A 14594-nucleotide genomic window follows, 5' to 3' on the forward strand; every position below is an offset into this window, starting at 1 on the left:
AATCGCTGAAGGTTTCCGAAAGTCTGGCTGGCAAAAGTCGCGCTTGCCCTTATTGCCGAGCGACGGTGCGAATTCCCGAGACCGCGCCGCCGGAACCCGAACCCGCATTCCCAGGCATCCAGATCAGCGAGACTCCGGCATCCGGCAAACCGCGTGCGAAGACGACCACAGCGGACATCGCCTCCGAGCCTGCGGGCGCCGTTACCCCGGCAATCCAAACAACAGTGGCACCCGCAGCGGCTCCGGCCAAGAAAGCAGTCAAACGGCGTCGACGCGAAAAAAGCTGGTTCAGCAGCAGCAGTGATTCGGCCAGTAGCGACGTTAGCTTGGTGCTCAGCTTTCTGATCGGCGGTGGCATGGCGGTGCTGTGGTACGGCGTGACCTACCCGATCCAAGACAGTGCGTTTGGCCAACTGTTTTGGCAGCGCGGACCGGTCCCCTTTCCGACAACGCTGCTGATGTTCTGGGCGATTGCCATCCTGGGGTTGAAGTGGCTGAATCTGAAAAAGCAAAAGGACGCGATGCTGTTGGACGTGTTGCCAACCGAGGTTTCGCCGGAGATAACGGTCGCTTCCATTGACCGTTTTATCCTGCACATCAACGAGCTTCCCGGAGCCAGCAGCGATACGTTCCTGGTCAACCGCGTGGTCCGTGGGATCGAACATTTTCGTGTCCGTAAAAGTGCTGCCGAAACCGTCACAATGATGGAGTCGCAATCGGCGATCGATGCCAACAATGTGGCGGGCAGTTACACGATTTTGAAAGTGTTCATCTGGTCACTACCAATCCTCGGGTTCATCGGGACGGTAATGGGGGTCAGCTCGGCGGTCGCGAGTTTGGCGTCCAGTCTCAGTGGCGGCGGCAGCATGGATGCGATGAAGGCGGCGCTGCAGGACGTGTTCGGCGGGCTCGGTACCGCGTTTGACACCACGCTGCTAGCGTTGATCATGAGTATGTTGGTGAAAATCCCCGCTTCGGCACTGCAGAAAAGCGAAGAGGATGTGATCACCAACGTGGACGAGTATTGCAACGAAAACCTGCTGCGTCGACTGAACGATGGACGCGAAGGGGGCGGCGAGCGTGGTGCAACCGCAGGCGGCGGTGAGTCCGACGTTTTCCGGCAAGCGGTCGAACAGGCGCTAGGCACGCATCATGCCGAAATGGAACAGTGGCTCTCGAAACTCGATACGATCGGCACCCATCTGACCGACCAGGTTTCAGCGGGCTGGGACAAAGTCAACAAGCGAATCGAAGAACAACAGCAAAAACATGTCAACGTGCTGCACGAGCAACAGCTCGACCAACAAGCTCGGTTGCAAGCCCAGTTGGATCAGATGGCAAATGCGGCGGACAAGATCCAGCAAACACTCAGTTCGCTGGCCGAACAAACCACCACGCTGCAAACTCACGTCAACGAAACATTCTCGCAAACCAACACGTCGCTCTCAAATCATCTGTCCGGCGTGCAATCAGGTTTGGCCAGTCTAAGTGGAGTACTCGACAAACTCGGTGACCAACAAGTGGTCGTTCAGCAAGTCGCGGTGCAGCCCGAAACAAGCCGCAACGGATGGTTTGGCAAAAAATCCCGGGCACGTGGGCGAGGTTAATCATGGCACGCAGACCAAGAACCTCCGACGACGACATCTCGCTGTTTCCGTTTCTCAGCATCATCGCCAGCGTGATTGGGGTGCTGACCATGATGATCGCTACGCTTGCGCTCGCACAAACCGACACGCCTGACATTGCCCAGATCGAACAGTACGAAAAATCCAAGAAAGAACTCGACGAAACTCTCGAAGAGGTCGCCGAACTGAGGCGGGAAATCGAGGTTTCCGACTCGACCGGCTTGCAACTGCGAGAAGAAAAGAAGTTGCTCAACATCACACTCGAGCAGCTCGAGGAATTGCTAAAGGAGCAAGAGGAGATCGAAAAACAGCTCGCTGAACAGGAAAAAGTCAAAATTGTCATCCCGACACTCAGTGAAAAGGAACGTGAATCCGCGGGCGAGATGAAAGCGGAACTCGAAGCGTTGCAAGAGGAACTGGCGCAGCTTGAACGTGAAGCGGCCGAGCGTGCCGACGCTGCCGAGTCCAACGTGACGGTGTTGCCGCAAGGCAGCGGATTGAACTTTGTTCCGCATTTTGTTGAGTGCACCGAAGGGGCGATCGTGATGCATCACTTACAGCCGCCCAAACGAATGCGTGCAAGCGAAATGGCCAAGGATGCGGACTTTATTGCGCTGTTGGAAACCACACTCAATGGCAAGGACGATACGATCGTATTTCTAGTCCGCAGCGACGGATTGTCGGTCTTTCGTGCGGCGAAGAAGATTTGTGACAGTCGTGGAATCCGCAATGGCAAGATTCCGGTTGTTGGCAAAGGGCGAATTGATTTGAGTGCCTTTGCGGCTTCCAAGAAAATGGAGCGTGAACAATGAAACGCCAACCCAGCAATGATGATGAAGACGGCGGCTTGGATTCGCTGCTTGATACGATGACCAATGTCGTCGGAATCTTGGTGCTTGTCTTGATCGTGACGCAAATGAGTGTCGCGGAGGTCGTGACACGCGTTACCGAAGAATCCCAAGTCGACGAGGCTCAGGTCGAAGAACTGCAAAAGAAATTGCTGCAGAAAAAGCAGGAGGCGTTTGAACTGAATCGGATGCTTGTGGACCCCTTGGACATCGATGCCGATGCGCAGCGAGAGGAACTGCGAAAGAGCAAGGAACTGCTAGCCCGACGCAAGAAAAACATTGAAGATCGCAAAAAGCAGATGAACGAATTTGCCATGAAGATCCAATCGGATCGTGAAATGGCAGAAAAGAAGGCGGCCGAGATTGCCAATACCAAAGAGCAACGCGAGAAAATGCAGACATTGATCGCAACGTCGCTTGAGCGGAAAGCGGAACTCGAAGCGATCCTCGACAAAACGCCTCGGCGGCAAGCGGCACCGGACATCAAAGTCAGTATTCCGAACCCACGTCCGGCACCGCCGGGGACGAAAGAGGCGACGTTTATCTGCGTCAACAACTTGGTCTATCCGGTCAATGCCGAGTTCTTTCGCAAGCGAGCCGAAATAAAAGCCAAGGCGATCATCCAGCGTGGCGGTTTGGACCGTGACCCTGCCGCTGGCATCGATCCTGAAAAATTCACGGCGTTTTATGAGAAGCTAAAGGACCAGGACGAATTCTTTGATGTCGAGTATTTCGTCCAGTCAAAAACGTGGCCGCGGATCCGCTTGATCCCTCGCGAAGGTCGTGGTGCAAACGAATCGGCGATCCTGAACCCACGCTCGAAAATTCGCCGTGACGTGCTCAGCCAACTCGACACGACAAAGTACTACGGACGCTTCCACGTGTTGCCAGACAGTTTTGATGTCTACGTCGCGGCTCGAGGACTGTTCAGCGACGAAGGTGTCCTCGCCGGCTGGGAACCGCAGCCAGCCGATTGGGTCTACACGACTCACATTGACGGCGGCATCCGGCTCGGCCCGCCACCACCGCCACCCAAAAACCCACCTGACCCGAATGCGCCGAAACCAAAACCCGCCTCGGTAATCGACTAGAATGCGTGAGCTGGGTAGCGAAAGCGGCCATTTTTCGAGTTGTTTTCGCCTCGGCGTTTCGCGACTGGATTAGTCACGAAGTGACAACAGGCAGTAGCCCTGGACGCCAGTCCGAGGTTTGGGAAACCAAAGCGAAGCAAGTCGCAACGCGATGACAGGAAACGCGGGTGTACGCGTCATTGGACCACCGGAATTCGACACCTGTCGTCGCTTCGCGACTAGGCCTGCAAGGCAGGCGACGTCGTCCCCTGCCGTCGCTGTCGCGACTAAGAATTGAAATAAGCACAAGGAAACTGGCTGATGCATCGCTTTCTGCTGCTCGGAATACTTCTACTGGCGACCTCGATAGCCAACGCCGAGTTTCCTCCGCTGTTCAATACGGAACCGCTCGCAGACGCTCCGGTGATGACCGCTGCTGAATCTGCCGAAACGTTCACGGTCCCCGACGGGTTTCGAGTGACGGCGGTTGCATGCGAACCTGATGTCATGAACCCGATCGCGATGGCTTGGGATTCGCGCGGACGATTGTGGATCGCGGAAAATTTCACTTACGCGGAACGTCAACAACGTTTTCAGCTTGACCTACGTGACAGGGTCGTCATTCTCGATCCCGCCAACCAGGACGAAGCGGGGGAAGCGTCTTCGCCAAATCGCGTCCGCCGCACCGTTTTTACCGATGACGTGCAAATGTTGACCGGAATCGAAGTCGGCCATGGTGGGGTTTGGTTGATGTGCCCTCCAAAGCTGATCTTCATTCCCGATGCCGATGGCGATGACGTTCCTGATGGTCCCGGCAAAGTCGTGCTGGATGGGTTCGATGTAGCCCAGCAAAACTATCACAACTTTGCCAACGGTATCCGCTTCGGCCCCGACGGTTGGCTGTACGGTCGTTGCGGCGGTTCTTGTCCGGGACGCATCGGAAAACCCGAGACGCCTCGCGATCAGCGTCCAGCACTCGAAGGAGGCATTTGGCGTTATCACCCCAGACATGAAATCGCCGAAGTCTTGACTGCCGGAACGACCAACCCGTGGGGACACGACTGGAACGACGTCGGCGAAATGTTCTTCTGCAACACCGTCAACGGCCATCTATGGCACATGATTCCGGGTGCCCATTTCCCGCGTCCCTTCACGCTCGATCCGAACCGGCGTGCCTATGAGATGATCGAAATGCATGCTGACCATTGGCATTTCGATACGGGGCAGAGCTGGACCAAGTCGCGTGACGGTGCGGCGAACGATTACGGCGGCGGCCATGCTCACTGCGGCGTGTTGATCTATCAAGGCGATTCTTGGCCTGACGCCTATGTCGGCAAACTGTTGACGTTCAACTTCCATGGACGACGCGCCAATCAAGAACGGATTGAGCGACACGGCAGCGGTTACATACTGCGGCACGAGCCCGATATGATCCTCGCCAAAGATCCCTGGTTTCGCGGCATGGACCTAAGCAGCGGTCCCGACGGAAACGTGTTTGCGATCGATTGGAGCGATACCGGCGAATGCCACGAACACACCGGAGTGCATCGCGAAAGCGGACGCGTCTTCAAAATCAGCTACGGCGACGAATCCACTTCGAAAACGGCTGCTTCATTAAACGATGTTGCACTGTGGTCGCTATCCGAGTTGGCCAACGCTCATTTACCAGGCAATCGCTGGCAACGTCGTCAAGCTCGCATGGAGCTGATCGAACGATCCAATGCGGGGCAAGACATCACCGCGGCAACAAGGCGACTACGTCAAATTTTTGCGGCGAACGACACCAGCGAATCGACTGCGGTGCAGTCACTGTTGACGCTGCATGCCTGCGGTGCCACCACGCCCGACGACTTGGCTGCATTGTTGGACCACCGCCACGAACATGTTCGCGTTTGGGCGATTCGGCTCTTGAGCGAGACGTGGCCGATCGATGATGTGATGGGGGTGGATTGGAAATCGCGTTTGCCCGCCCCCGATTCGGCAACCTCCAAAGCATTGACCCGGCGTTTCGCCGCGATGGCGAGTACGGATTCCTCTGCCGCGGTCCGTTTAGCGCTGGCGTCGACACTGCAGCGATTACCACCGCAGCAGCGTGCCGCACTTGCTAAACCGCTGGCAATGCGAATCGAAGATGCCGACGATCACAACATTCCGCTGATGATCTGGTACGGCGTGATGCCGCTCGGAAAAGGTCACCACGACGACCTCGTATCGGTGGCAATCCGTTGCCAACAACCTCGGTTGACGCAATTGATTGCGCGTTGTTTAGCCGAAGAAATCACGCGGGCTCCCGCTGCGATTGACGCTTTGTTGACGAAGGCAGCCGAAAGCAATGATCGCGACTTTCAACTCGCGGTTTTGAGCGGCGTCAGCGACGGGCTTCGCGGCTGGGCGTCCGCGACTCGCCCCAAGTCATGGGACCAAGTCGTTCGCATTGACCACGACGAACTTCGCCCGCTGATTCGCGAATTGAGCGTGGTGTTTGGCGATGGCCGCGCCATGGACGAGGTCATCCAGATCGCCCTCGGTAAATCCGCGACGAATTCAAACCAACCGGTCTCTTTCGAAACACGATTGGCCGCGCTGCAAACGTTGATCCAAAGTCAAAGCAAAGAGCTAAGACCGGTTTGCGAAAAATTGATCAACGATGCTCGTATGAATGTGTTAGCTGCCAAAGGCCTGGCAACGTTTGACGACCCCAAGGTCGCCGCGACGCTGGTATCGGGGTACAACCGATTCCGTGGTCCCGACAAACCTCAGATTGTGTCGTTGCTGTCGTCACGCAAATCGTTCGCCAGCGAGTTGCTCGATGCGATTGGCGAGGGCAAGATCCCACGACACGACTTGTCGGCGTTCCAGGTGCGGCAAATCCAAAGCCTCGGCGACCCGGCGCTGAACCAGCGGATTGGCGAAGTTTGGGGCGAGGTGCGTGAATCGCCGGAAGACAAACAACGGTTGATCGAAAAACTGAAAAACGAATTGTCCGCCGACGTGTTGTCCAAAGCGGATCGCAGCGCCGGCCGGGCACTGTTTCAAAAGCATTGCCAAAATTGCCACCGCTTGTATGGCGAAGGAGGCCAGGTCGGCCCGGATCTGTCGGGTGGCAACCGTAGCAACCTCGATTACTTGTTGTCCAACATCATCGACCCCAGTTCGGTAGTGGACAAGAACTATCGAATGACGATCCTGTTGCTCGATGATGGCCGCGTGATCAACGGGCTGCTGACCGACCAATCCGACCAAACCGTAACGATCCATACCGCGACCGAGCAGATGACAATCCCTCGCAGTGAAGTGGAACTGCAAAAGGTAACTGAAAAATCGCCGATGCCCGAAGGGTTACTCGACACGTTATCGCAGCGTGAAATCCACGATTTGTTTTCGTACCTCGGCCATCATTCCCAAGTCGCGCTGCCGTAATCGATCAAAGTTGACGAAAATGGTGGCCGCTAAAATTGGTTGATCGCGAAAATGGTTCGGAACAGGCGATTCGGACCTCGCCGTGGTTGCACGACGAGGGGGCTACACGCGATAATGGTTGGTGAGCGGAACTGCACATTTCGAATAACTTTTTTTGAGCCCCAAGCCCACGCATGAGCGTCCCTGCTGCACTCGACACGACGATCGCGGTAGTGACGCCGGAGAACATCGCCTTTAACTATCAGTTGGCGGGTCCGTTTCGCCGATTGCCGGCGTATTTAATCGACGTTGCCATCCGCTGGCTCGTCATCATCGGCGTCGTCGTGCTGATGTTGATCACCGGCGCGATTCTCGATTTGCGATTTTTCGGACCGTTCATCGGTGCGGGGGCGTTGATTTTAAATTTCGTAGTCAGCTGGTTTTACGGAGCCACGCTGGAGACCTATTTCAATGGGCGAACGGTCGGCAAATGGGCCACCGGGATTCGCGTCATCGATATCGAAGGCCGACCGATCACCGGCAAACGAGCGTTGATTCGCAACCTGTTGCGGATCGCTGACTTTTTGCCCGTCGCCCCGCTATCAAGTCTTGGTGCCGAAGACGCGCCACCTGCCTTCATCATTCCGACTGCGATGGTTTGTTTGTTATCGATGATCTTCACCCGTCGGATGCAACGGCTTGGTGACTTGGCCGCCGGCACAATGGTGATCGTGGACGAGCGGAGTTGGCGATTGCCGATTGCCAAAGTCGACGACCCGCGAGTGCCTGCGTTGGCATCGTTCATTCCCGCCGATTATCGCGTCTCGCGAAGCATGGCAAAAACCTTGGCGATCTATGCCGAGCGCCGCCACTATCTGACTCCGGCACGTCGACGCGAAATCGCCAAACACTTGACGATCCCGTTGATCGAGCGGTTCGAATTTCGCAACGACATTGATCCCGACTTGCTGATGTATTCGCTCTACTACAAAACCTTTCTCGCGGACGCGACGGGCGAGCTTCCTGACCTGGGAAATCTGGCAGACTTCAGCCCCTTGGCGAAAGACGCAAACAAGCCAACCCAAGTCCTTGCGGGTAACCAACCTCTGACACCGATGCGGGCTCGCTCATGAATGTTGCCTCGATCTTAGACAAGCGTCGCGTTCAGTGGAACGAACTCGAATCGTTGTGCGATGCGATGGAATCGCGTGGACGCACCGATCGCGCGGGTGGTCCTGAACATCGCGGCGCCCAGGGGATCGCACGATTTTCGTCGCTGTATCGTGCCGCCTGCGCCGATTTGGCGCTGGCCGACGCCTACCAATTGCCTCCCAACACGGTGACCTACCTGCACCAATTGGTTGCTCGAGCGCACAATCAACTCTATCGGGCGAACCAATTTGAACCGTCCACTTGGGTCGATGTCCTGTTCTACGAAGCTCCGCGGCAAATCTTTGCAGATTCGTGTGTGCGAGTGGCCACGATACTGTTTTTCGGGCTGTTCACGCTCGCGATGTATATGGGGTACAACGAACAGCAGTTCCCCGGTTTTGCCAATGCGGTGATGGGCGAATCGCAGTTGGAAAGTCTCGAGTCGATGTACGAACATAAACTTAATGGTTCGCTGGACCATTACGTGTCGATGGCCGGTTTCTATATCAATCACAACACCGGTATTGGATTGACCTGTTTCGCCTCGGGTATTTTGATCATCCCGTGCTTGTTCAAATTGGCCTACAACGCGGTCGTCTTGGGCGTCGCGTTTGGCTACATGGCCAGACCCGATGTGACCGGTGGCGACAATTTCTTTCAATTTGTCACCGCCCATGGTCCTTTTGAATTAACCGCGATCGCATTGTCCGCTGCAGCCGGATTGCGGCTTGGCGTCGGATGGTTTCGCACCGGCGGACTGAACCGAATTGATTCGCTTCGCCGCAGTGCGATCCAAGCGATCCCGGTGATGGCCGCCGCCGCCGCGATGTTCGTGTTGGCAGCGTTCACCGAAGGCTTCCTGTCTCCCAGCCCGCTGCCGTTCATCTTCAAAGCGGCTTGGGCGATCATGTCATCGGGCATGATTAGTTTTTACTTTGTGATTCTTGGGTTCCCGTGGCCCAAACGATCACACGGATCGCATTCGGCTCGATATGAACCGACAACGATCGAGTCCGACTCGGGTGATTCCGCATCAGTGGGGCGAGTGACACATGCAACTTGATCGCACCCATGTGGTGGTTCGCCGCCGAACCTTGTCCGAGATCGGTGATTTGTCCTTAGTGATGCTGCGCCGCTACCCGTCCGCGATTGGAGTTGGCTTTTTCGTGGGTGCGGTTCCGTGGGCGCTGCTCAATGCTCTGCTGCTTTACTGGATCCCCATCACCGAATCCGACTATGGTGCAGATGACCCCGATGCGGTTGCGGAAATTTGGCGATACGTCTGCTGGATCTCGCTGTTGGTCGTCTTGCAGACACCGGCGGCGGGCGTCGCCACCACCATCTACCTTGGACAAGCGGTATTTGAAAGCCGCCCCACGTGGACAAGCGTTTTCAGTGATGCAAAACAATATTTTTGGCGATGGTTGTGGGTCTTAGGCGTCGCACGTTGGGCGATTCCCGCGATGGCAATTTGTTTGTTTCGCCTAGGACAGCCTGCGGATTGGTTTTGGGATGGCATGATTCCCATTTGCATTTTGGTGGCCGCAACCTTGGTGCGTAGCAACCGCCCCTTTATGCCCGAGATTCTATTGCTCGAACAATGCCCGCTTCGCAGTCGATCGGTAACCGATATCACTCTGTCACGCCGCAGCAAGGCACTGCATCAACCGATGGCAAGTGATTTGGGAGGCCGATTCTTGGCGTCATCGTTCATCCTGTTTTGGATCTTTATGAGCGTCCTATGTTCGATGTTGTTCGTTCGTGTGATCGCGACCGGCAATCCGGATTGGGATCTATTTTTCTTGACCGTTATGTTTCCCGCGTCGTTATGGTTGGTTGCCGGCGTCAGCGTGGTGATGCGATTGCTGAACTATTTGGATACTCGAATCCGGCTGGAAGGCTGGGAAGTGGAACTGGCGATTCGCGCCGAGGCGATGCGGCAATTTGGCGAAGAGGCCGGACTGGCGGTTCGCCCTCAACATAAACAACCCGTCAACACCCGAGGCAAAGTCGCCCCTGCGAATCCAGCCCCCGCAGAGCCGCTTGTGCAAAACAGTCCAGGGGCGTCATGATGCAAAAAAATCCACTGAACTGCCGCATCGTGATGCTTGTTGTCGTGACAAGTTTGATCTGCCAACTGAGCATTCGGGCATCCGCCCAAGACGCCAGCGATGCGAAACAGCGTTCGTTCGCCGAGAACGCATTGCCGTCAACGGTTTGGTTCGATCCCGACGAAGGAAAAATCGTACCGGTCACGGTACAGACCAGCGTGGACGATTCCGAACACCGCGATAGTCGCTGGTTGCCCAAGGCTAAACAGGTAGCCAAAAAAACGCCTCCTCCCGCGGCTGCCCCCACAGCCACGGGGTCGACAACCACCGGTTTGTTTGGAACCGATTTAACGCTCGGCAACCTGTTTGCTTGGATGTTTTTGGCTGCGATCATCGCGGGACTTGTGGGAACGTTGATCTACGCGTTGTCAAAAACAGACATCGACTTGAACGCGGCATCCAAATCAGTTGCAACCGACGATCGAGCGGGACCAGACGAACAGACGATCGAACGAATGAAACACTTGCCCGCAGAATTGCGACGCACCGATGTTAATCTTCGTAGCGAAGCAGCCCGCTTAATGGGTTTGGGGCAATACGACCAAGCGGTGATCTTGCTGTTCGCTCATCAGTTACTGTTGCTCGATCGCTCGTCCTTGATCCGGCTCAATCGCGGCAAGACCAACGGCAAATACGTTCGCGAATGCCGCAACGCCAACCCAGAACTGGGCTCGTTGTTAAAGGAAACCACCACCGCGTTTGAACGATCCTATTTTGGACGCCAACAGATCAACGATGCCGAATTCCGCGATCTGTGGAACCAAAACGAAACGCTCGAACGCATCGTCCAATCGCATCACGAGGTGGCGGCATGATGCCAACAAAATCCCGCCCGCATGCCGAGGCCATGGTCGGCGATTCGCGTAATCCGTGGATCATCCTATTGTCTCTGCTAATCAGCGTGACCATTGGTTGCGGCGGTTTATCGACAAAGTATGGCGACTCATCGGGGCGTAGCGGAGAACAAAGTTTGAACGGCTTTGGTGCCCTACGTGAATCCTTCAAAAATGCCGGCTTCCAACACCGTGATGTCTCGCGGCTTTCCAATCGCGTGCTTACCAACGACGCCCTTGTCTGGACTCCGACTCATTTTAATGGCTTTAACCCTCGCGTCACCCGCTGGATCGATCGCTGGCTTACCCAAGGCGACCGCACCCTGATTTTTGTGATCCCCGACAGCGGTAGTGAAACGGATTACTGGATCGACGCCAGCAAGGTGGCGCCTCCCGAACAGCGTTTAGAGTATCGTCGACGCGTCGCAAAAAGCATTAACCGGCGGATCCAATCGCGGCTGATCCGCAATGCAGCCGTCTCCAACGGTTGGTTCACCTCCACTCCCTTGCCCACCGGCCATCCCATCACGAAGCTCGATGGCGAATGGGCTAACCGATTCGGCTCGGAAACCAGCCAATCCGGTTCGTACACGGTCGAGTATGAAATCGAGCCCTTTTCCAAGAGCAAGCCCGCTAAAACATCGGCCAACACGACCACCGGCGGTGCGGCTGCGGCAACCCCCGGAACCACGGCCACACCTGCGACGGCGGTCGTCGTTAGCGATAACGAGATCACGAGCACGCCGGTAACGCTGCAGCCGTTGCTACAAGACCAGAGCGGGACGACGATCGTCGCCCAAGTGCAATCCAAACGCTGGAACGGTTCGCAGATCATTGTCGTCGCTGGCGGATCGCTGCTGACAAACTATGCGTTTACAAAACCGCTGGCCATCGAATTGGCCGACCAACTCGTCCTCGCCTCGCTGCCACCGTCCACCCCATCCCCAAGTGCCGGTTTCATCAGCGTTGATCCGCAGTCGTTGCCTGTCAGCGAATCGAAACCGGGCGTCCCGAAGGCGTCGGGCTGGGAGTTATTGACGACGTGGCCGATGAGTTTGGTGACGGTCCATGCGGCACTCTTAGGCTTGGTGATCTGTTTGATGCTGTTACCGTCGCTCGGTCGCGCCCGCCACGTCCGCTATAGTGTCAAAGGCAGCTTTGGCGACCATTTGGATGCGGTCGCCGCGTTGATGAACCGTGCTGGCGGCGAGCAATTTGCCCGACACCGCATCAGCGAGTACATGCGGCGAATTCATGGCGAAACCCAAGGCCCCTGGGTGCTTCCGGAACCCGAGCACGAAGCAATCCACCGTCCCGCGATTCACCCCACGACCGCTGAATCGTCAACGCCGCCCGGCCTACCAGATCCGCCCGCGGGCGGTCATACTCAACCCTCAAGTCAAACCAAGCGTCCTCTCGACCCAACCGACTCTGACATCACGGCGAACTCTTGAGCAATCTCCCACCTTCGAACGACCCGCTCTCGTCCGCGCGACCCGATTCCCATACCGACCCAGGGATGCAAGATCGCGGTGCGCCACCCTCGGCGAGTGAATCCCAAGCCGGGCCGCCACCCCAGATCCCCAATGCGGTGGTGTCCGGTGCAGCGTCCTTGAACGCAGCGTCTTCGAACGCAGCAGTTTCGCATGTCGCCCCTACGCGGTCGACAAAGATGCAACCGATCCAGCAACTGTATAACGAAATCTCGGCCGAGATCAGCAAACTGTACGTCGGTCAAGACGAATTGGTCCTGGGAACGCTGACCGCCTTGTTTGCAGGCGGTCATGTTCTGATCGAATCGGTCCCAGGCCTTGGCAAGACGTTGTTCGTGCGAACGCTCGGCCAGGCACTTGGTTGCGAATTCGGTCGGATTCAATTCACCGCCGACTTGATGCCGTCGGACATCACCGGGGCACCGGTCTATGACATGCAGCGAAGCGAGTTTCGATTCCGCCCCGGACCGGTGTTCACCCAGCTGTTGCTGGCTGACGAAATCAACCGCTCGCCCGCGAAAACGCATGCGGCACTTCTGGAAATCATGCAGGAGTACCGCGTCACGGTGGACGGAACCAGCCACCGAGTGCCACGTCCGTTCCTCGTCTTGGCGACACAGAATCCGCTGGAGAGCGAAGGCACGTACAATTTGCCCGAAGCGCAACTCGATCGGTTCATGTTCAAATTGCGAGTCGATTATCCGACATCGGATCAAGAGGCCGAGATTCTTCGTATGCACTCTCAGCAAGTCGATTTGAATCAACGATTGCGTGACGAGGTCAAAACGGTCACCAATCCTGAACGCTTGCTCGAAGCGATGCAGTTGTGTGGCCAAGTGTTAATCGAAGACAGCTTGCTCGATTACATCAACAAGATTGTCCGCGCAACACGAACGTGGCCCGCGTTCCATATCGGAGCATCGCCACGAGCGGGGATCGCGTTGATGCAATCGGCTCGCGCTCTGGCCGCGTTCTCAGGACGCGACTACGCGATCCCCGACGACGTGGTGGAGATCACGCTCCCTGCGATGCGTCATCGAGTTCAACTAACAGCCGAAGCCGAGATCGAAGGACGCAGTACCGACGAAGAACTGCAAGCGTTGGTGCGAGGGATCGAGGTGCCGCGGGATTAGTGATTTGAAAGGCGAAAATCAATGAGGTCCGTAGCGGAAGTCGTGCGTGACTTTCGTTGCAGTTTCCAAAGGAAGACACGAATCACAAAACTGTCCCGCTGCCTCCGCATCACCGTTAAGCGATCGCGAATCCGGTAGGCTGGAACTTTTTCCTGAGTTAGTTGTTTTAGCAAACGCTGATGAGAACCGCGTTTCGGTCATCGTCGAATAGATTCGTCCAACAAAGTCGCCCAATGAAACTGAATTTTGAAAGTATTTGACGTGTCCTCTGCTCTCTCTGCAAACGACGATTCCACGGCGCCCCATCAATCGCTCAGTCTGCCGGGCGACACGTTTTTGCGTCGCGTACGTCATTCGGCCACCAGCGTGCTGGCCGACAGTCCGACCGGCCGCGAAGTATTGGAACTGTGTGACGACCACGCCGAAGCACGGCGAATGATTCTGCAAGACCGCAGCAGTGGTACTTCGGTGATTGCGATCGTCGGGGCGACCGGGCAAGGCAAGTCGTGGTTGATCCGCCAATTGATTCGCAAATCGTCGGCCGCCAATTCGATTCGCAGCGGCAACAACGCGGACGAAGCGACCGAGAAACTCGTTTGGATCGGCCCCATGCCGCCCGCCGATCTGGACCCCCGTTACGAACAATACTTGCATTGTGACCCGGCACATATGCAATCGATTGGCATCACCTACATGCTCGTCGACGCGCCCGGTTCAACCGACGATCGGCGTGCGATCGCGGGCGTTGCAGCGCGAGCGTTATCGCTGGCCTCGGCCATGTTGTTGGTCGTCCGGCGAGACCAAATCCGCAGCGTCGCGGTCGGCATGCTGGCCGAAGCGAGTGAGGGCAGTATCGTGATCCCGGTGATCAATGCGGTGCGTGAGCACGATGATCGCTTGGACGCCGATATCGACGCGTTTTCAAAACGG

At 56.5% G+C, this 14594-nt stretch carries 11 protein-coding genes; all 11 read left to right on the top strand.

Annotation, left to right across the window (positions count from 1 at the left end; genetic code table 11):
• A partial coding sequence (locus ABX962_RS14060) for a MotA/TolQ/ExbB proton channel family protein (protein WP_372720421.1) occupies positions 1–1607 on the top strand: 1607 nt, incomplete at its 5' end.
• 2 nt (positions 1608–1609) lie between these two features.
• A complete protein-coding gene (locus ABX962_RS14065; protein WP_372720423.1) occupies positions 1610–2437 on the top strand; it encodes a hypothetical protein in 828 nt (275 codons plus the stop codon).
• Positions 2434–3564, top strand: coding sequence for a DUF4200 domain-containing protein (locus tag ABX962_RS14070; protein WP_372720425.1), 1131 nt, complete (start codon positions 2434–2436; stop codon positions 3562–3564). The genes ABX962_RS14065 and ABX962_RS14070 overlap by 4 nt, the downstream gene beginning before the upstream one ends.
• A gap of 300 nt (positions 3565–3864) precedes the next feature.
• Positions 3865–6963, top strand: coding sequence for a PVC-type heme-binding CxxCH protein (locus ABX962_RS14075; protein WP_372720427.1), 3099 nt, complete (start codon positions 3865–3867; stop codon positions 6961–6963).
• Between the two features lie 173 nt (positions 6964–7136).
• Positions 7137–8075 (top strand): RDD family protein, encoded by a 939-nt coding sequence (locus tag ABX962_RS14080; RefSeq protein WP_372720428.1) that lies wholly within the window; start codon positions 7137–7139, stop codon positions 8073–8075.
• Positions 8072–9157 (top strand): stage II sporulation protein M, encoded by a 1086-nt coding sequence (locus ABX962_RS14085; RefSeq protein WP_372720430.1) that lies wholly within the window; start codon positions 8072–8074, stop codon positions 9155–9157. The genes ABX962_RS14080 and ABX962_RS14085 overlap by 4 nt, the downstream gene beginning before the upstream one ends.
• Positions 9147–10166: a hypothetical protein gene (locus ABX962_RS14090; RefSeq protein ID WP_372720432.1), complete on the top strand. Its 1020-nt coding sequence runs from the start codon at positions 9147–9149 to the stop codon at positions 10164–10166. The genes ABX962_RS14085 and ABX962_RS14090 overlap by 11 nt, the downstream gene beginning before the upstream one ends.
• A complete protein-coding gene (locus ABX962_RS14095; protein ID WP_372720434.1) occupies positions 10163–11020 on the top strand; it encodes a DUF4129 domain-containing protein in 858 nt (285 codons plus the stop codon). The genes ABX962_RS14090 and ABX962_RS14095 overlap by 4 nt, the downstream gene beginning before the upstream one ends.
• Positions 11017–12492: a hypothetical protein gene (locus tag ABX962_RS14100; RefSeq protein ID WP_372720436.1), complete on the top strand. Its 1476-nt coding sequence runs from the start codon at positions 11017–11019 to the stop codon at positions 12490–12492. Before ABX962_RS14095 ends, ABX962_RS14100 begins: the two co-directional genes overlap by 4 nt.
• Positions 12489–13664, top strand: coding sequence for an AAA family ATPase (locus tag ABX962_RS14105; protein ID WP_372720438.1), 1176 nt, complete (start codon positions 12489–12491; stop codon positions 13662–13664). Before ABX962_RS14100 ends, ABX962_RS14105 begins: the two co-directional genes overlap by 4 nt.
• 261 nt (positions 13665–13925) lie before the next feature.
• A partial coding sequence (locus tag ABX962_RS14110; RefSeq protein ID WP_372720440.1) for a GTPase occupies positions 13926–14594 on the top strand: 669 nt, incomplete at its 3' end.

Origin of the sequence: Novipirellula sp. (assembly GCF_041583735.1) — a bacterium.
Classification (GTDB): Bacteria; Planctomycetota; Planctomycetia; order Pirellulales; family Pirellulaceae; genus Novipirellula.

What these genes read in the sequence shown, in the direction of transcription:
- ABX962_RS14065 (WP_372720423.1), top strand. Translation starts at nt 1,610, where the DNA reads ATGGCACGCAGACCAAGAACCTCCGACGACGACATCTCGCTGTTTCCG.
- ABX962_RS14070 (WP_372720425.1), top strand. Translation starts at nt 2,434, where the DNA reads ATGAAACGCCAACCCAGCAATGATGATGAAGACGGCGGCTTGGATTCG.
- ABX962_RS14075 (WP_372720427.1), top strand. Translation starts at nt 3,865, where the DNA reads ATGCATCGCTTTCTGCTGCTCGGAATACTTCTACTGGCGACCTCGATA.
- ABX962_RS14080 (WP_372720428.1), top strand. Translation starts at nt 7,137, where the DNA reads ATGAGCGTCCCTGCTGCACTCGACACGACGATCGCGGTAGTGACGCCG.
- ABX962_RS14085 (WP_372720430.1), top strand. Translation starts at nt 8,072, where the DNA reads ATGAATGTTGCCTCGATCTTAGACAAGCGTCGCGTTCAGTGGAACGAA.
- ABX962_RS14090 (WP_372720432.1), top strand. Translation starts at nt 9,147, where the DNA reads ATGCAACTTGATCGCACCCATGTGGTGGTTCGCCGCCGAACCTTGTCC.
- ABX962_RS14095 (WP_372720434.1), top strand. Translation starts at nt 10,163, where the DNA reads ATGATGCAAAAAAATCCACTGAACTGCCGCATCGTGATGCTTGTTGTC.
- ABX962_RS14100 (WP_372720436.1), top strand. Translation starts at nt 11,017, where the DNA reads ATGATGCCAACAAAATCCCGCCCGCATGCCGAGGCCATGGTCGGCGAT.